The organism is Thauera sp. ZXT1-4 (assembly GCF_052598215.2).
Genome location: NZ_JBQWSN020000013.1, coordinates 34,431 through 53,105, shown reverse-complemented (window position 1 = coordinate 53,105; position 18,675 = coordinate 34,431). Strand labels below are relative to the sequence as shown.

The window sequence follows — 18,675 nt, the reverse complement described above, 5'->3', positions numbered from 1 at the left end:
TGTCAATGACTCGCAAAACGAAACAAACTGAAAAGAAACGTGGCAACGCTGCCGCACCTGCAACAAAGAAAGCCCCTGCGGCGCGCAAGTCCGAGCCCAGGAAGGCGTCCTGTGACCGGGCTGGCGCTGCCGCCAAGCGCGCGGACGCGCGCACGGCGCCGCAGACAGCCAGCCACGAAAAGCCCGTTCGCGGTCCGGGGCGCAGCCGCGCGGCGCGCAAGGCCGCCGCAGTACAGGCGAGCGCGATCCGCCTCGCGGACCCCTTCCACGCCCGCGAGGCGATGCAGTACGAGAACCCGCTCCCCAGCCGTGAGTACGTGTTGCAGGTTCTCACCGATCGCGGTGTTCCGATGCCGTTCTCGGAGCTCAGTGCCGCGCTCGATATCGCTCCCCATGAGCTGGAGCACTTCGATCGCCGACTGCGTGCGATGGAGCGCGACGGCCAGCTCATCCGCAACCGGCGTGATGCTTACCTGCTGCCTTCCAAGGCGGACCTGATCAAGGGCCGCGTCGAGGGGCACCCCGACGGTTTCGGCTTCGTGCGTCGCGATGACGGTGAGCCCGACATCTTCCTCGGCCCCAAGGAGATGCGCGAGGTACTCCATGGCGACCGCGTCATCGTGCGCATTTCCGGCACCGATCGGCGTGGCCGCCCCGAAGGCAAGCTGGTAGAAGTGCTGGAGCGCGCCAACACTCGCGTCGTCGGCCGCGTCATCAACGAGCACGGCGTAATGATCGTCGTGCCCGAGAATCGCCGCCTGGCGCAGGACATCCTGGTCGCCCCCGGTGGGCGCAAGAAGCCCGAGCCGGGCCAGATCGTCACCGTCGAGCTGGTCGAGCAGCCCACCAAGTACGCCCAGCCGATCGGCCGCATCGTCGAGGTGCTCGGCAACTATGCCGACCCCGGCATGGAGATCGAGATCGCGCTGCGCAAGCACGACCTGCCCTTCGAGTTCTCGTCCGAGGCCAAGGCGCAGACGCGCAAGCTGCCCGACGTTGTGCGCAAGAAGGACTGGGCCGGCCGCGAGGACCTCACCAAACTGCCGCTGGTGACCATCGACGGCGAGACCGCGAAGGACTTCGACGACGCGGTGTATTGCGAGCGCCAGGGCAAGGGCTACCGCCTGATCGTCGCGATTGCCGACGTCTCGCACTATGTGGACGCCGCCAGCGCGCTCGACAAGGACGCCTTCGACCGTGGCAACTCGGTGTACTTCCCGCGCCGCGTCATCCCGATGCTGCCCGAGAAGCTCTCGAACGGCCTGTGCTCGCTCAACCCCCAGGTCGAGCGCCTTGCGATGGTCGCTGACATGGCCATCTCGGCCACCGGCGAGATCAAGAACTACCGCTTCTACCCCGCAGTGATCTGGTCGCACGCGCGCCTGACCTACACCAAGGTCGCCGCCGCGCTGTACGAGCAGGATCCGGCGGTGCGCGCCGAACTCTCCGCGCTGCTGCCCCACCTCGAGAACCTCGACAAGCTCTTCCGCGTGCTGCTCAAGGCGCGCGCCAAGCGCGGCGCGATCGACTTCGAGACCACCGAAACCCGTATGATCTTCGACGATAACGGCAAGATCGCGCAGATCGTGCCCGAGGTGCGCAACGACGCCCACCGCCTCATCGAGGAGTGCATGCTCGCCGCCAACGTGTGTGCGTCCGACTTCCTCGCCACCCGCGAGCACCCGGCGCTGTACCGTGTCCACGACAGCCCCTCCGAGGACAAGCTCGCCAAGCTGCGCGAGTTCCTCAAGGAGTTCGGCCTCGGGCTGGGCGGCGGTGACGAGCCGCGCGCGAGTGATTTCGCGAAGCTGCTCGAGCAGGTCAAGGATCGCCCCGACGCCCAACTGCTGCAGACCGTGATGCTGCGCTCGTTGAAGCAGGCGATGTACAGCCCGGACAACGTCGGCCACTTCGGCCTCGCCTACGAGTCCTACACCCACTTCACCTCGCCGATCCGGCGCTATCCCGATCTGCTGATCCACCGCGGAATCAAGGCCGCGCTCGGCGGTGACCAGTACCGCCCGGGCGACTGGGAGCAGATCGGCCTGCACTGCTCGATGACCGAGCGCCGCGCCGACGAGGCCACCCGTGACGTGGTCGCCTTCCTCAAGTGCTACTTCATGCAGGACCGCGTCGGTGAGGAGTTCACCGGCAGCGTGTCGGCGGTCGTGCCCTTCGGCCTGTTCGTCGCGCTCGACGACATCTTCATCGAGGGCCTGCTGCACATCTCGGATCTCGGGAGCGACTACTTCCACTACGACGAGATGCGCCACGCGCTCATGGGCGAGCGCACCGGCAAGCAGTTCCGCCTCTCCGACCGGGTCAAGGTGCAGCTCGTACGGGTGGATATGGCGACCAACAAGATCGACTTCCGCCTCATTGAAGGGCAGCTGCCGGCCGAGCCGAAGGCGCCTGCGCAGCCCGTCGAAGTGCCAGCCGCGGCTGCGGCGCCGGCAGAGAGCAAGAAAGCGCGCAAGCCGCGCGCCGCCCGTGCGAAGAAGTCTGCCGGCGCGCCGCCCCTCGAGGTGAGCGCTGTCGTGTCGGAAGCCGCCGAGCCGAAGCCCCGCAAGGCGCGTACGAAGAAGTCCGCCGCCGAACCAGTCGCCGTAGCCGCAGCCGAAGCGCTAGAATCCGCGCCCGCAACCGCGGCTCCGGCACGACGCGTCCGCCGCAAGACCACCACCAAGGGCACCGACCGTGGCTAAAGCACCCGAGAACACTCCCACCAAGCTGATTTACGGCTTCCACGCGGTTTCTGCCAAGCTGCGCCACGCGCCCGAATCGGTGCTGGAGATCTACCTCTCCGGTGACCGCAAGGACGCGCGGGTGAAGAAGTTCATTGCCCAGGCCGAGGCTGCCGGTGCGCGCATCCTGCAGAGCGAGGGCGACAAGCTCGACGGCATGGTGGGCACCCGCCGCCACCAGGGCGTGGTCGCCAAGGTCGACGCCACCCGGCGCGAGATCAAGCTCGCCGATGTGCTCGACAGCCTGGACGAGAACGCGCTGATCCTGGTGCTCGACGGCGTGCAGGATCCGCACAACCTCGGCGCCTGCCTGCGCGTGGCCGACGCCGCCGGCGCGCACGCGGTGGTGGCGCCCAAGGACCGCGCGGTGGGCCTCAACGCCACCGCGATCAAGGTCGCCAGCGGCGCCGCCGATACCGTGCCCTACATCACCGTGACCAACCTTGCCCGCGCCCTGCGCGAGATGCAGGACGCCGGCGTGTGGGTCGTCGGTGCCGCAGGCGAAGCCGACCAGTCCATCTACGACATCGACCAGAAGGTGCCGGTGGCGTGGGTGCTCGGCGCCGAAGGCGACGGCCTGCGGCGCCTCACCCGCGACACCTGCGATGCGCTTGCCCGCATCCCCATGCACGGCAGCGTCGAAAGCCTCAACGTGTCGGTGGCAAGCGGGATCTGCCTGTTCGAGGCGCGCCGCCAGCGGGGCTGAAAGCGGCCGGGTGCTTTGACCGTTTGCTTGTCCGGTCCGCGCCCGGCATTCAGCGTGCGGGTGCTGCAGGAACGCACTGACCCAGCGCACGTCTTTTGCCGCGGCAGCCCGTTTGCGGCTAAGCTTGCGCCCCTGTTTGCTTCGAGGTGCCCGCGCGCTGCGCGGGAGAATCGGGAAGGTGGTGCAAACCCACCGCGCGCCCAGCGCCGTGAAGGGGATTGTCCGGGCAAGGTTCGCCCAGCCACTGGTCCGCAAGGACCGGGAAGGCGTCCGGATGAGTTGATCCGCAGCCGGAAGACCGGCCTCGAAGTGCACCCAGCAGCCGCCTGGTCGGTGGCTGTCCACTGCTCGACGACAAGGGGAATACTTCATGAGCAGCCCGACGCAGGCGCATGCCGCGCCGGCGCGTACCCACGCGCCCGCATTTACCCAAGAACCGGTCACGAACGACCTGGCCGGCAGCGCCGGCCCCGCGCGCTTCCAGGCCGATCCGCGCTTCGATGCGGCCGAGCGCGACGCGGTCTATCGCGCCATCCATACCCGCCGCGACGTGCGTGGCGAGTTCCTGCCCGATCCGATCCCCGACGAGGTGCTCGCGCGTGTGCTCGATGCCGCTCATCACGCGCCCTCGGTCGGCTTCATGCAGCCCTGGGATTTCATCGTGGTGCGCTCGCGCGCGGTGCGCGAGCAGATCCATGCTGACTTCCTTGCCGCGCACGCCGAGGCCGAACAGATGTTCGACGAAGGCAAGCGCGACACCTACCGCAACCTGAAGCTCGAAGGCATCCTGGAATCGCCGGTGAACATCTGCATCACCTGCGACCGCAGCCGCCATGGGCCGGTGGTGATCGGCCGCACCCACATCGGTGCGATGGACGTGTACAGCGCGGTGTGTGCGGTGCAGAACCTGTGGCTGGCCGCGCGTGCCGAGAACCTCGGCGTGGGCTGGGTCAGCATCCTGCACCCGCAGGCGCTGCGCGAGGCGCTGGGCATCCCGCGTGAGATCGTGCCGATCGCCTACCTGTGCATCGGTCACGTGAGCGCGTTCCACGCCCGGCCCGAACTCGAGGCTGCGGGCTGGTTGCCGCGCATGCCCTTGCCCGAGTTGCTGCATTTCGATGGCTGGCAGGGGCCCGCGGACGAGGCTGGCGAACAGCTCATCGAGCAGGTGCGGAAGCTGCCTCCTCACCCGCGCTGACGCTGGCTGCGCACGGCTCTTGCTTGGTTCTACCCCTGCGGCCTCGGCCGCAGAACAAGAACCCTCGGGAGCCCCGTATGAAATCGACCCTGGCCTTTCTCGTCGCTGCTCGTCGCAGCGAGATCCACGAGCTGGAACAGCTTGCGCGCAGCTGCGAGCTCGTCCAGCTCGTGGGCGAACTCGTGCACCGCCTGCAAGGCGAGCGCGGCGCCTCGAACCTTTTTCTGGCTTCCGCGGGCGTGCGCTTCGGTCCGGAGCGGAAAGAGCATGCCGAGGCAAGCCGCAGCGCGGAGGCGGCCGTGCGCGCCTGGCTGGGGCGGCCGGAGATCCGTGACGCCGTGCCAGGTTTCGCTGTGGCCGGCGGCGCTCGGCTGTTTACCCGTATCGCCCTTGCGCTGCACCGCGTCGACATGCTCCCCGATCTGCGCGAGGCGATCGTGCGCCAGCGCTGCTCAGTCGCCGAGGCGACAGCGCACTTCAGGCGGACCATCGCCGCCCTGCTGGCGCTGGTGTTCGAGGCGGCGGACGTGGCAGCCGATCCCGCGATTTCACGGCTGCTCGTGGCGCTGTTCAACCTCATGCAGGGCAAGGAACTCGCTGGCCAGGAGCGTGCGCTGGGCACTGCAGTGTTTGCTGCGAAGGCCGATCCGGCAGTGGATGGTCCCCCGCTGCTGTACCTGATCGAGGGCCAGGAGGCGTGCTTCCAGCGCTTCGAGGCCTTTTCTCCGGAGGATGTGCGGACGGCCTGGCGGGGCGTGCAGCAGGCGATGCCGCTCGTCGAACTGGAGCGCCTGCGCCGCAAGCTGCTTGCAGATGGGCAGGATGCTGCGGGCGTGCCCGAGCGGGCCCAGGACTGGTTTGCCTGCTGCTCGCTGCGCCTCGACCGCGTGCGGGAGGTCGAAGCGCTGCTTGGTGTGGCACTGAGGACGGAATGCCTGCGGCGCAGCGAGGCCCTGCAGGCAGATCCGGATGACCCGCAGCGGCTCGCATCTGCACTGGACGGACTGGACGGACTGGACGCCGCAGGGGCCACGCCCGGCGTGCGCATGGGTGAAGAAGGAGCGGAGGAAGGACGCGCCGGTGAGTTCGGCGGGCTGAATGGTGGGCTGGAGGGCGGGGCGGGCAGGCCCGCGGTGCCCGATCCGATGGGGCCGCGTCTGGCCGCTTCGATCGTCGACGTACTGCATGCGCAGTCGCGCCGGCTGCAGGCGATGACTGACGAACTCGCTGCCGTACGTGCGAGCCTGGAGGAGCGCAAGCTCGTCGAGCGCGCGAAGGGGGTGCTGATGCGCCACCAGGGGCTCGCCGAGGATGAGGCCTACCGCCTGCTGCGGCAGACGGCGATGAACCAGGGGCGCCGCATCGTCGAGGTTGCCGAGGCCGCGCTCGCGATGGAGGCATTTCTGCCGGGGCGGAGCTGAGGACAGCCTGCTGCGTTGCGATGGCTGGGCTCCCGCCGCGGCATTGCGTTGCGGGGCATGAGCCATGCGCGCCTGAGCTGCTGGTGCGGATTGCACCATCGGCGTGCATCGGGGTTCGACTGCTGCACTGCAGCAGTGCGGTCGAAGAGCTTGCGAGGCCGGACGTTCGTGCGAGCTGCAGCGCAGAAACCGGATCTATGCCCCGGATTCCGGGCCTGTCCCGCGGCCTGCCCGGCTTGGCATGTTTGATGCTTTGAAGTGTTCAGCAACCGGCCAAAGGCGGTCGGGCACCCGGCAGCGAGCGCTGCCCAGAACTTTCCAGCTTCAGGACAACGGCGTCCATTCCGCTACGGCCCAAAGGGCTGGGCGGAGTGGACGCCGTTTCCGTTTCGAACGTACTGGCCTTGTCGCGGAGAAGCACCATGAAGAAGATGAAACTCGTCCTTGTCGGCAACGGTATGGCTGGCGTGCGCACGATCGAAGAGCTGATCAAGCTCGCGCCCGACCTCTACGACATCACCGTGTTCGGTGCCGAGCCGCACGGCAACTACAACCGCATCCTGCTCTCGCCGGTGCTGGCCGGCGAGATGACCCTGCCCGAGATCATGCTCAACGATCTCGACTGGTACCGCGACAACGGCATCAAGCTGCATGCGGGCAGCACGGTGACGAAGATCGACCGGGTGAGGCGCAGGGTGGTCGCCGAAGCCAAGGACGGCAGCGTCACCGAGGCCGACTACGATCGGCTGCTGCTCGCTACCGGCTCCACGCCCTTCATCCCGCCCATCCCCGGCAACGATCTGCCTGGCGTGCTCGGTTATCGCGACATCGCCGATACCGAGGCGATGATCGAGGCCGCCGGCAAGTACCGCCACGCGGTCGTCATCGGTGCCGGCCTGCTCGGCCTGGAGGCCGCCAATGGACTGATGCTGCGTGGCATGGACGTGACCGTGGTGCACATCGGTGACTGGATCATGGAGCGCCAACTCGACAAGGTGGCAGCCGACATGCTGCAGGCCTCGCTCGAAGCCAAGGGCATGAAGTTCCTGCTCGCACGCCAGACCGAGGCGCTGCTGCCGGCGCGCAGCGCCCATGGCGACACCGGTGGCGAGGAGGGTGCCGGGGGTGCCGGGCGCGTGGGTTCGGTGCGCTTCAAGGACGGCATGGAGATCGCCGCCGACCTGGTGGTGGTCGCCGCAGGCATCCGGCCCAACTACGCGCTCGCCGAGTCGGCCGGCCTGTACTGCGGCAGCGGGCGGGTGCGTGGCATCCACGTCTCCGACACCCTGCAGACCGTCACCGACCCGCGCATCTACGCGGTCGGTGAGTGCGTGGCGCACCGTGGCGTCGCCTACGGCCTGGTGGCGCCGCTGTTCGAGCAGGGCAAGGTGTGCGCCAACCACCTCGCCAACCATGGCATTGGGCGCTACCTCGGCTCGGTGACCTCCACCAAGCTCAAAGTGACTGGCATCGACGTATTCTCGGCGGGCGACTTCAGTGGCGGCCCGGGCACCGAGGACATCGTGCTGCACGACAAGCTGGGCGGCGTGTACAAGCGGGTGGTGCTCAAGGACGACCGCATCGTCGGCTCGGTGCTGTACGGCGACACCGCCGACGGTTCCTGGTACTTCCAGCTCATGAAGGACCGCCAGAGCGTTCATGAGCTGCGCGGCCAGCTCATGTTCGGCCAGAACCGCTTGGGCGACGCCGGCCACAAGGGCGAGAACCGCGCCGCCAGCATGCCCGACAGCGCCGAGGTGTGCGGCTGCAACGGTGTGTGCAAGGGCACTATCGTCAAGGCGATCAAGGAGAAGGGCCTGTTCTCCCTCGACGAAGTGAAGAAGCACACCAAGGCGGCATCGTCCTGTGGCTCCTGCACCGGGCTGGTCGAGCAGATCCTCGCGTCCACGGTGGGCGGCGCCTACCAGGCGGTGAGTGCGAGCGACAAGCCGGTGTGCGCCTGCACCGAGCATTCGCACAAGGTGGTGCGCGAGGCGATCTACAAGCACCACCTCGTCACCAAGGAGGCGGTGTTCGGCATGCTCAACTGGAAAACGCCCGACGGCTGTGACAAGTGCCGCCCGGCGATCAACTACTACCTGATCTCGTCCTGGCCGCACGAAGCGAAGGACGACCCGCAGTCGCGCTTCATCAACGAGCGCGCCCACGCCAACATCCAGAAGGACGGCACCTACTCGGTGGTGCCGCGGATGTGGGGCGGGGTGACTACGCCGGCGGAGCTGCGCGCCATCGCCGACGCCGCCGAGAAGTACAAGGTGCCCACGGTCAAGGTCACCGGCGGCCAGCGCATCGACCTGCTCGGCATCAGGAAGGAGGACCTGCCTGCGATCTGGGCCGACCTCAACGCCGCTGGCATGGTCTCCGGCCACGCCTATGGCAAGTCGATCCGCACCGTGAAGACCTGCGTCGGCGCCGAGCACTGCCGTTTCGGCACCCAGCTCGCCATCGACATGGGCATCAAGCTCGAGAAGATGCTGTTCGACATGTACGCGCCGCACAAGGTCAAGCTCGCTGTCTCCGGCTGTCCGCGCAACTGCGCGGAGTCCGGGATCAAGGACGTGGGGGTGATCGGCGTCGATTCCGGCTACGAGATCTATGTCGGCGGCAACGGCGGCATCAAGACCGAGGTGGCTCAATTCCTGTGCAAGGTCGGCAGCGACGAGGAGGTCATGGAGTATTCGGGCGCTTTCCTGCAGCTCTACCGCGAGGAGGGCTGGTATCTCGAACGCACCGTGCATTGGCTCAACCGTGTCGGCCTCGACTACGTGAAGGCGCAGGTCGTGGAGGACGCCGAGAACCGCCGCCGGCTGCACGCGCGCCTGCTCGACGCCCTCAAGAACGCCCGCGACCCCTGGCAGAGCAGCCGCGAGGGCGAGGCGGCCAGGCAGTTCATCCCGATCCGGGTCGAGGCGTGATCGGCGCCATCGTCCCGCTTGCCACCTGACCCATCCGAACGAAGGAATCCATCATGACCGACTGGAAGCGCATCTGCCTGCTCGAAGACATCCCCCGCCTCGGCGCGCGTGTCGTGCAGCGCCCCGGCGAGGAGGACATCGCCATCTTTCGCAACGCCGAGGACGAGGTCTTCGCGCTGCACGACAAATGCCCCCACAAAGGGGGACCGCTGTCGCAGGGCATCGTCCATGGCCGCAAGGTCACCTGCCCGCTGCACGGCTGGAACATCGGCCTCGAGGACGGCCAGGCGGTGGCGCCCGACAGCGGCCATTGTGGCCGTTTCGCGGTGAAGGTCGAAGGTGGGGAGATCTTCCTCGCAATCTGAGACCCCGTATCCCCAACCCCACACGCCTGCAGAACGACAACGCACACAGAGAGAAGAAATCATGGCCTACCTTGCTCCCTCCGAATTCGTCACCAAGATGGTCGACGCTGGTGAATCCAAGATCTGCATGGCGCCACGCGACGTCCTGATTCGCGCTTTCATGGCGGGCGCCATCCTCGCCCTGGCCGCGGTGTTCGCGGTCACCGCTACCGTGATGACCGGGCAGCCGCTGGTTGGCGCGATCCTGTTCCCGATCGGGTTCTGCATGCTCTATCTGCTCGGATTCGACCTGCTCACCGGCGTCTTCGTGCTCACCCCGCTGGCCTGGCTGGACAAGCGCCCCGGCGTCACGATCAAGGCGATCCTGAAGAACTGGGGCCTGGTCTTCATCGGCAACTTCGCCGGTGCGCTGACCGTGGCCTTCATGATGGCCTTCGTGTTCACCTATGGCTTTTCGACCGAGCCCAACGAGATCGGCCAGAAGATCGGCCATATCGGCGAGGAGCGCACGCTCGGCTATGCGCAGTATGGACTCGCCGGCTGGCTCACCATCTTCATGCGCGGCATGCTGTGCAACTGGATGGTGTCGACCGGCGTGGTGGGTGCGATGATCTCGACCACGGTGAGCGGCAAGGTGATCGCGATGTGGATGCCGATCATGCTGTTCTTCGCGATGACCTTCGAGCACTCGGTGGTGAACATGTTCCTGTTCCCCTCCGGGCTGATGATGGGCGGCGAGTTCTCGATCATGGACTACATGATCTGGAACGAGATTCCGGTGGTGCTCGGCAACCTTGTCGGCGGTCTCGCCTTCACCGGGCTCACGCTCTACACCACGCATGTGCGCACCGCGCCCAAGCGCAGCTTCAGCTGATCCGCTGCGTGGGCTGTCGAATCCTCCCCGGCGCGGCGAGGCGCCGGGGTTCCATCGTGGATCGAACATGAGCACAGGACTCGCCGTTCGCGTCGGCCAGCATTCGACGGCCGGACGCAAGCAGCGCAACCAGGACTTTCACGGCGTCTGCATGCCGCAGGGCGCCGAGCTCGCCGCCAAGGGCATCGCGTTGGCGCTTGCCGATGGCATCAGCAGCAGCGACGTGAGCCTGGCCGCCGCCCAGGCCGCGGTGGATGCCTTCGTCACCGACTACTACTGCACGTCCGCGGCCTGGTCGGTGCGCACCGCCGCGCTGCACGTGCTCTCCGCCACCAACGCCTGGCTGCACGCGCAGACGCGCCGCAGCGAACACCGCTTCGACCGCGAGCGCGGCTATGTATGCACCTTCAGCGGGCTGATCCTCAAGTCGACCACCGCGCACCTGTTCCACATTGGCGACGCGCGCATCCACCGCTTGCGCGATGGCCGAATCGAGCGGCTCACCGAGGATCATCGCGTGCGCGTGTCGGCCGAAGAGAGCTATCTCGCCCGCGCCCTCGGCATGGATCGTCGGGTGGATGCGGATTACCGCGCGCTCGCGCTCGAGCGGGGCGACCTCTTCATGCTCTCTACGGACGGTGTGCACGACTACGTGGACATGGGCTTTGTCGCCAGCGCGATCGCCGCGGCTGAAGGGCTTGATGCCGCGGCGCGCACGATCGTGGGCGAGGCCCTGCGCCGCGGCAGCCCCGACAACCTCACCGTGCAGCTGGTCGAGATCACGGCCCTGCCCGATGCGCAGGCGGGCGAGCTCGGCCGCCGACTCGCCGAGCTGCCGCTCGCTCCGGCGCTGCAAGCCCGCATGCGGCTCGACGGCTACACCATCGTGCGCGAATTGCATGCCAGCGCCCGCAGCCATGTCCATCTGGCGGTGGACGACGAGAGTGGGGTGCGTGTGGCCATCAAGACGCCGTCCATCGAGCTGCAGCAGGACCCCGCCGCACTCGAGCGCTTCCTGCTCGAGGAATGGATCGCGCGCCGGATCGACTCGCCTCACGTGCTACGCCCATGGCTGCCGGAGCGCCCGCGCAGCTGCCTCTATGTGGTCACCGAGTTCGTCGAAGGCCGCAGCCTGCGCCAGTGGATGACCGACCATCCGCGGCCCGCGCTCGACGCCGTGCGGGACATCGTGCGCCAGACCGCGCGCGGGCTGCAGGCCTTTCACCGCCAGGAGATGCTGCACCGCGACCTGCGCCCCGAGAACATCATCATCGACGCCTCGGGGACGGTGCGCATCATCGACTTCGGTGCGGTGAGCGTGGCCGGCATCGCGGAGTGCGCTGGCGCGGGCGAGGTCATTGAGATGGCCGGTGGCGTTCCCGGCGACAGCGCCTACGCCGCGCCCGAGTATTTTCTCGGCGAGCCCGGCTCCATGCGCGCCGACCTGTTCTCGCTGGCCGTGATCGCCTACGAGCTGCTCACCGGCCGGCTGCCCTACGGCGTCGCGCCGGCGCAGTCGCGCACGCGCGCGGCGCAGCGCCGGCTGCGCTACCGGTCGGTGGTGGACGACGAGCGCGAGATTCCAGCCTGGGTCGACGATGCGCTCGCGCGTGCGCTCGACCCCGACCCGGCGCGGCGGCAGGCGGCGCTGTCGGAGTTCGTGCATGCACTTCATCACCCCGACCCCGATCACCTGCGCCGCCTGCGACCGGCGCTCATCGCGCGCGACCCGGCGAAGTTCTGGAAGCTGCTCGCGATCGTCGCCTTGCTGGCGAATCTGGTGTTGCTGCAGCGGCTTTTCGGGGGTTGAAGAGGTTTCGGGGGCAGAAAAGAAAAAAGCCCGGAAATCTTTCGATTTCCGGGCCAAATCCACACCAAAGGAGGAGGGTGGAGGAGACAGGTGCAATACTAGGCGAGATTTTTGTGCAGTGCAACAAAAAATAGTGCTTCATCCATAAGTGAATTTTTACTTGCTGTCGATCCGGCCCATGTTTGAAGCGCTGGCGAGCAGGGATTCGAGCGCCGCGCTCACCGGCATCGCGCTGCCGGCCTGTTTGAGCGCGTGCGTGCTGTCCTGCTGCCAGCGCGAGAACACATGCTGGATGTCGGCGATCAGCGCCGAATGGTTGGCGACCGCCATCTCGGCGAGGTGCAGCGCGGCGCAGTTGCGGTGCTGCAGGGCTTTCCAGCCGAGGTCGCCGGCGTTGACACCGAATTGCTGCCAGTCCGGTGCGTCGAGCGTGCGCGTGACGGCGGATTCGATGTCTTTGGCGCAGCCGTCGAGCATGCGGTTCTGCGCCTCGCTCCAGCGCAGGGCGTTGCGCCGCAACAGGTCGCACAGGCTGAAGTTGAGCTCGAGGTTGGCCTTGAACAGGGCGAGGGTGGTGTGGGGGTCGAATTGCATGAATCAATCCTCGGTGAGGGGACGAACGCCAGCGCGTGAGGGGATGGGGTGAGGGGTCATTTCTCGTGCACATAGCGCCCGGGGGCGTCTTCAAGTTCAGGATAGCCCTGCTCGGGGGCGCCGAGCGCGGGCGGGGCGGTGGGCGCCCCCGAGCGCGCCGCGAGCCAGGCCTGCCAGGCCGGCCACCACGAGCCCTCGTGCCGCGGTGCGCGTTGCAGCCAGTCCTCGGGGGGCGTGTAGTTGTCACCTGCGGGGCGGGTGAGAAGCTGATAGTTGCGCCGCGGATGACCGGGCTCGCTGACGATGCCGGCGTTGTGACCACCGCTGGTGAGCACGAAGCGGATCTCGGCCGGCACCAGGTAGTGCAGCTTGTACACCGAGCGCCAGGGCGCGACGTGGTCGGTGAGGGTGGCGACGCAGAAAACCGGCAGGTCGATGTCGGACAGCGCCACCGGCCTGCCGCCCACCGGGTAGCGCCCCTCGCTGAGGTCGTCGTTGAGGAAGAGCCGGCGCAGGTACTGGCTGTGCATGCGCGCGGGCATGCGCGTGGCGTCGGCGTTCCAGGCCATGAGGTCGTTCATCGGGGCACGCTCGCCCATCAGGTATTCGCCGACGATGCGCGACCACAGCAGGTCGTTGGAGCGCAGGATCTGGAAGGCGCCCGCCATCTGGCCGGCGGTGAGGAAACCGGTCTCCTCCATCTGCGCCTCGAGCAGGCTGACCTCGCTCTCGTCGATGAAGAGCGCGAGCTCGCCCGGCTCGGTGAAGTCGGTCTGCGCGGTGAACAGCGTCATCGAGCCCAGCCGCTCGTCGCCGTCGCGCGCCATCGCAGCGGCGGCGATCGCGAGCAGGGTGCCGCCCAGGCAGTAGCCGGTGGCATGCACCTTCTGCCCCGGGACAATGGCATTGATCGCGTCGAGCGCGGCGAAGAAGCCGAGCTGCAGGTAGTCGTCCATGTCGAGCTCGCGCTCGTCGACGCCGGGGTTCTTCCACGAGATGCAGAACACCGTGTGGCCCTGATCGACCAGATACTTGATCAGCGAGTTGTGCGGCGACAGGTCGAGGATGTAGTACTTCATGATCCACGCCGGCACGATCAGCACGGGCTGAGGATGCACCTTTGCGGTGGTGGGCGTGTACTGGATGAGCTCGATCAGGCGGTTGCGCAGCACGACCTTGCCCGGGGTGGCGGCGACGTCGCGGCCGACGACGAATTCGTCCGCTCCGGCCGGAGGCGCGCCCGAGAGGCTGCGCTCGAGGTCCTCGACGGCGTGCACCGCGCCACGCACCAGGTTGGCGCCGCCGCTGGCCAGCGTCTGGCGCAGCACCAGCGGGTTGGTGGGCAGGAAGTTGCCCGGCGAGAACATGTCGAGCAACTGGCGTGCGGTGAACGCGACCACGTCCTCGTGATGGCGCGACACGCCCGAGACGCCGCGGGTGGCGGCGTCCCACCATTCCTGGGTGAGCAGGAAGGACTGGTGCATCAGGTTGAAGGGCCACTGGTGCCATTCCGGCGCCTTGAAGCGGCGGTCCTGCGCGGGCGGTTGCACGCACTCGTGCGTGGGCGTGCCCGGTGGCGTGGCGGCGGCCTCCTGTGCGTAGCGCAGCAGGCGGCGCATCTGTTCGAGGGCCAGGTTGGCGAGCTCGATGCGCTTGCCCGGCGACAGCGCGAGGTGGCCCGCCCAGTCCGCGCTCGCCAGCATCAGGGCGATCGGCGACACCGAGGAGGTGGCGCGGGCGAGCGCGGCGTGCACGCGGCGGTCGAGCGGGTTGCGCTCGGGCGGCGGGGCGAAAGGCTCGGCGAGGCTGCGGCGCGCCCGGGCTGCGGGCGTGGCTGCCGGCGCTGGCACCGGGCGGGTCGCCGGGCGCGCCTGTTTTGCGGCGGGGGCGGATTTGCGACGGGTGCGGGGGGCTTTGGTGGTGGCCTTGGGCGTGGGGTCGGTCATCGGCGTTCTCCTGGTTGCGGACCTCGTGGGTCAGTTCTGCATCGTTCCGATCGTGTGGCGCAGGCGGTGGTGGGCGAGGGTGAGAAATACCGCGCCGATCGCCGTCACCATGACGAAGGATGGCCACACCACGTCCACCCCCGCGCCACGAAACAGGATGGACTGCGCGAGTGACACATAGTGCGTGGTCGGCGCCAGCGCCATGATGGTCTGGATGGCTTCGGGCATGCTCTCGCGCGGGGTCACGCCGCCGGACAGGATCTGCAGCGGCAGCAGCACCAGGATGGACATCAGCCCGAACTGCGGCATGCTGCGCGCGATCGTGCCCATGTAGATGCCGATCGAGGCCGCGGCGAACAGGTAGAGCAGGGTGCCGGCGCCGAACAGCACGGCCGAGCCGGTCACGGTGATGCCGAGCACGCCCTTGACCATCACCTGCAGCGAGAACGACGAGGCCACCAGCACCACCACGCCCATCGACCAGATCTTGGACAACATGATCTCGAGCGAGGTCACCGGCATCACCAGCAGGTGCTCGATGGTGCCGTGCTCGCGCTCGCGGATCAGTGCCGCGCCGGTGAGCAGGATGCCCAGCATGGTGACGTTGTTGATGATCGCGTTGATCGCGGCGAACCAGCTCGCCTGCAGGTTTGGATTGAACATCGCGCGCGGCACCAGCTCGACCGGCTGTGGCACCGGGGCGCGCACGCGCTGCACGAAGGCGCGCACCTCGTCGTCGATGATGCTCTGGATGTAGCCGGTGCCGGTCTGTGCCTGGCTCTGGCGGGTGGCGTCGACGTTCAACTGCAGCGCCGGGCTGCGGCCGGCGAGCACGTCGCGCTGGAAGTCGGGCGGGATGTCGAGGACGAAGGTGTGCAGCCCGGCGTCCATGCCGCGGTCCATGTCGGCCAGCCCGACGTGCACGGGCGGGATGAACTGCGGCGGCTGCAGCGCGGCGATGATGCGGCCGGACAGCTGCGAGCGGTCCTCGTCCACCACCGCGATCGAGGCGCGGTTCAGGCTCTCGGGCTTGGCGCGCGCATCGGCGTAGATCGAGGCGCTGAACATGAACACGATCAGGAACATCAGCGCCATGTCGCGCGACAGGCTGCGAAACTCCTTGACGCCGAGGTGCCAGGTGTTGCGCAGGTGGGTCATCGCCTTCGTGCTCATCTCGCCCTCGCTTTTTCTCACGTCGCCTGCTTTTTCAGCAGCGCCGCCGACAGCAGCGTGAGCACCGGGATCGCCAGCAGCAGCGGGACGAAGGCGCCGCCCAGCTCCGCGAACCCGAGCGCCTTCGAGAAGGTGCCGCTGGCGATGGTGAGGAAGTGGGTGGTGGGGTAGATCGCGCCGATCCAGTAGCCGCCGCCCTCGAGCGAGCTCACCGGGTCCATCAGCCCGGAGAACTGGATCGCCGGCAGCAGGGTGCCGATCGAGGTGCCGGCGAGCGCGGCGACCTGGCTGTTGGTCAGCGTGGAGGCGAGCAGGCCCAGGCCGGTGGTGGCGGTGACGTAGAGCAGCGCGCCAGCGGCCAGCGCGAGGAAGCTGCCCTTGAACGGCACCTGGAACAGCGTTACCGCGAGCCCGAACATCAGCACGAAGTTGAACATCGACAGCGCGATGTAGGGCAGCTGCTTGCCGACCAGAAACTCGAGCTTGGTCACGGGTGTGGTGTACACGTTGAGGATGGAGCCGAGTTCCTTTTCACGTACCACGCCGAGCGCGGTGAGCATGGCGGGGATGAACACCAGCAGCAGCGGGATCACCTTGGGCACCATCGACACCAGGCTGAGCAGCTCGGGGTTGTAGCGGTAGCGCGGCTCCACGCTGGCGAGCGCGCGCACCGGGCCGGCGCCCGACTCGGCGATCACGTCGGCGAGCGTCTGCGCGTGCACGCCGGCGACGTAGGCGCGCGCGAGCTCGGCGCGCAGCGGCATCGAGCCGTCCAGCCACACCGCTACCTGCGGCGCCTTGCCACGGGCGAGGTCGCGGCCGAAGCCGGGCGGGATCTCGACCGCCATCGCCAGCGTGCCCGCACGCATGCGCGCATCGAGGTCGGCGTGGCTGGCGAGCGGTGGCTGCTCGAGGAAGTAGCGCGAGCCCGCGATGCGCAGCGTGTAGCGCTGGCTCGCCACGCTGCGGTCGTGGTCGAGCACTGCGTAGTGCAGGTCTTCCACGTCCATGGTGATCCCGTAGCCCATGACCAGCATCAGCACCAGGCTGCCGAGCAGCGCCAGCGTGAGCCGCACCGGGTCGCGGCGCAGCTCGGTGGCTTCGCGCGCGGAAAAGCTCAGCAGGCGGGCGAGGCTGAAGCGGGCGATGCGGTCGGCATCGTGCGTTGGCAAAGGCCGCTGGCGAGCGCGGTCGCCGCCGCTGACGCTGCCGCTGACACCCTCGCCCTCGCCAGCGCTGGCGGAGGCAACGCTGGGCGGCCGGGGCTCGGCCGCCGCCTCGCCGCTCGCCTCCTCCAGGTAGCGGATGAAGGCCTCTTCCAGGTCGTCGGTGCCGCGTGCTGCGGCGAGCGCCGCCGGGCTGTCGCTGGCGAGGATGCGGCCGGCGTGCATCAGCGAGATGCGGTCGCAGCGCTGGGCCTCGTTCATGAAGTGGGTGGTGATGAAGATGGTGACGCCATCCTTGCGCGACAGATCGACGATCAGCGCCCAGAAATGGTCGCGCGCCACCGGGTCGACGCCCGAGGTGGGCTCGTCGAGGATCAGCACGTCGGGCCGGTGCAGCACCGCCACCGCAAGCTGCAGGCGCTGGCGGATGCCGAGCGGCAGGGCGTCGGGCTGGGCATCCATGACCGGGTCGAGGTCGAAGCGCTGAGCGAGCTCGGCGATGCGCGCCGCGCCCTCGGCCGCGGGCAGCTCGAACAGGCGCGCGTGCAGGTCGAGGTTCTGCCGCACCGAGAGTTCGCCGTAGAGCGAGAAGCCCTGCGACATGTAGCCGACGCGGCGGCGGGTGGCGATGTTCTTCGCGTCGAGCCGGCCGCCGAGCAGCAAGGCCTCGCCGGCGCTCGGTTCGAGCAGGCCGGTGAGCATCTTCATCGTGGTCGACTTGCCGCAGCCGTTCGAGCCGAGAAAGCCGAAGATCTCGCCGCGCCGCACCTGCAGATTGACGTCGTCCACCGCGACGAAGTCGCCGAAGCGCATCTGCAGGCCGCGCGCCTCGATGACGATCTCGCCCGCGCTGTGCGGCGGAATTTCGAGGCGGTGGTGGTCGCGCCTGCGCGCCTCGGGCAGCAGCGCGATGAAGGCTTCTTCCAGCGTGTCGGCGCCGCCGGCGGCGCGCAGTTCGTCCGGTGTGCCGGTGGCGAGGACGCGCCCGGCGTCCACCGCCACCAGCCAGTCGTAGCCCTCGGCCTCTTCCATGTAGGCGGTGGCGATGAGCACGCTCATGCCCGGGCGGTCGGCGCGGATGCGCTCGATCAGCGCCCAGAACTGCCGGCGCGACAGCGGATCGACGCCGGTGGTGGGCTCGTCGAGGATGAGCAGGTCGGGGTCGTGGATCAGCGCGCAGCACAGGCCGAGCTTCTGTTTCATGCCGCCAGAGAGCTTGTTGGCGGGGCGGTCGGCGAAGGCGCTCATGCCGGTGGCGGCGAGCAGGTCGGCGATGCGGCGTGCGCGCTCGGCCGCGGACTGGCCGAACAGGCGGCCGAAGAAGTCGATGTTCTCGAACACCGACAGCGTGGGGTAGAGGTTCCTGCCCAGGCCCTGCGGCATGTAGGCGATGCGCGGGCACACGCGGGCGCGGTGGCGGGCGTCCGCCATGTCGCCGCCGAGCACTTCGACCCTGCCGTGCTGGATCTTGCGCGCGCCGGCGATCAGGCCGAGCCAGGTGGATTTGCCCACGCCGTCCGGGCCGATGAAGCCGACCATGCGCCCGGCGGGAATGTCCAGGCTGACGGCGTCGGCGGCGAGGGTGTCGCCATAGCGGTGGCGGACCTCGCGCAGACGCACCACCGGCGGCGCCGGGGCGGGCGAACCCGCGGCGGCGGGGGGCGCAGCACAGTCGGCAGACGTGGCCGGCGGGGGCCTCATAGCTGTGCCTGCCGAGCGCGGCGGCGTCTCGCCCTGGCCCA

12 protein-coding genes and 1 riboswitch are annotated in these 18,675 nt (G+C 68.3%); of the genes, 8 read left to right on the top strand and 4 right to left on the bottom strand.

What is annotated here, in order from left to right; genetic code table 11:
* Positions 1-5: 5 nt before the first annotated feature.
* The 8 genes from rnr to ACUH78_RS11625 all read left to right on the top strand — a co-directional run bounded on the left by rnr (position 6) and on the right by ACUH78_RS11625 (position 12,054).
* Positions 6-2,705 carry a ribonuclease R gene (gene rnr / locus ACUH78_RS11660; RefSeq protein WP_445333545.1) on the top strand — a complete coding sequence of 900 codons (2,700 nt, stop codon included), beginning with the start codon at positions 6-8 and terminating at the stop codon, positions 2,703-2,705.
* The gene (gene rlmB / locus ACUH78_RS11655; RefSeq protein WP_445333544.1) at positions 2,698-3,450 is read left to right on the top strand and encodes a 23S rRNA (guanosine(2251)-2'-O)-methyltransferase RlmB; all 753 of its coding nucleotides are present in this window, start codon (positions 2,698-2,700) and stop codon (positions 3,448-3,450) included. The genes rnr and rlmB overlap by 8 nt, the downstream gene beginning before the upstream one ends.
* A gap of 127 nt (positions 3,451-3,577) precedes the next feature.
* A riboswitch (cobalamin riboswitch) is annotated at positions 3,578-3,771 on the top strand.
* A gap of 49 nt (positions 3,772-3,820) precedes the next feature.
* Positions 3,821-4,648 (top strand): 5,6-dimethylbenzimidazole synthase, encoded by an 828-nt coding sequence (bluB, locus tag ACUH78_RS11650; protein ID WP_445333543.1) that lies wholly within the window; start codon positions 3,821-3,823, stop codon positions 4,646-4,648.
* Between the two features lie 77 nt (positions 4,649-4,725).
* Positions 4,726-6,069, top strand: a complete 1,344-nt coding sequence (locus ACUH78_RS11645) for a nitrate- and nitrite sensing domain-containing protein (protein WP_445333542.1) — start codon at positions 4,726-4,728, stop codon at positions 6,067-6,069.
* Positions 6,070-6,491: 422 nt separating this feature from the next.
* Complete coding sequence (gene nirB, locus ACUH78_RS11640; protein ID WP_445333541.1) at positions 6,492-9,005, top strand: nitrite reductase large subunit NirB; 2,514 nt, start codon at positions 6,492-6,494, stop codon at positions 9,003-9,005.
* A 53-nt stretch (positions 9,006-9,058) separates the two neighbouring features.
* On the top strand, positions 9,059-9,370 hold the full coding sequence (gene nirD / locus ACUH78_RS11635; protein WP_418364165.1) for a nitrite reductase small subunit NirD: 312 nt from the start codon (positions 9,059-9,061) through the stop codon (positions 9,368-9,370).
* A 61-nt stretch (positions 9,371-9,431) separates the two neighbouring features.
* Positions 9,432-10,244 (top strand): formate/nitrite transporter family protein, encoded by an 813-nt coding sequence (locus tag ACUH78_RS11630; RefSeq protein ID WP_445333540.1) that lies wholly within the window; start codon positions 9,432-9,434, stop codon positions 10,242-10,244.
* Between the two features lie 67 nt (positions 10,245-10,311).
* The gene (locus ACUH78_RS11625) at positions 10,312-12,054 is read left to right on the top strand and encodes a bifunctional protein-serine/threonine kinase/phosphatase (RefSeq protein ID WP_445333539.1); all 1,743 of its coding nucleotides are present in this window, start codon (positions 10,312-10,314) and stop codon (positions 12,052-12,054) included.
* Between the two features lie 156 nt (positions 12,055-12,210).
* Here the strand turns inward: ACUH78_RS11625 and ACUH78_RS11620 are convergent, their stop codons facing one another.
* From ACUH78_RS11620 to rbbA, 4 genes are read right to left on the bottom strand one after another with little or no spacing between them, the layout of a single operon-like run.
* The gene (locus ACUH78_RS11620; protein ID WP_445333538.1) at positions 12,211-12,648 is read right to left on the bottom strand and encodes a hypothetical protein; all 438 of its coding nucleotides are present in this window, start codon (positions 12,646-12,648) and stop codon (positions 12,211-12,213) included.
* 56 nt (positions 12,649-12,704) lie between these two features.
* Positions 12,705-14,594, bottom strand: coding sequence for a PHA/PHB synthase family protein (locus ACUH78_RS11615; RefSeq protein ID WP_445333537.1), 1,890 nt, complete (start codon positions 14,592-14,594; stop codon positions 12,705-12,707).
* 30 nt (positions 14,595-14,624) lie between these two features.
* A complete protein-coding gene (locus ACUH78_RS11610; RefSeq protein WP_445333559.1) occupies positions 14,625-15,752 on the bottom strand; it encodes an ABC transporter permease in 1,128 nt (375 codons plus the stop codon).
* A 32-nt stretch (positions 15,753-15,784) separates the two neighbouring features.
* Positions 15,785-18,634 (bottom strand): ribosome-associated ATPase/putative transporter RbbA, encoded by a 2,850-nt coding sequence (rbbA, locus tag ACUH78_RS11605; protein WP_445333536.1) that lies wholly within the window; start codon positions 18,632-18,634, stop codon positions 15,785-15,787.
* Between the last annotated feature and the right edge of the window lie 41 nt (positions 18,635-18,675).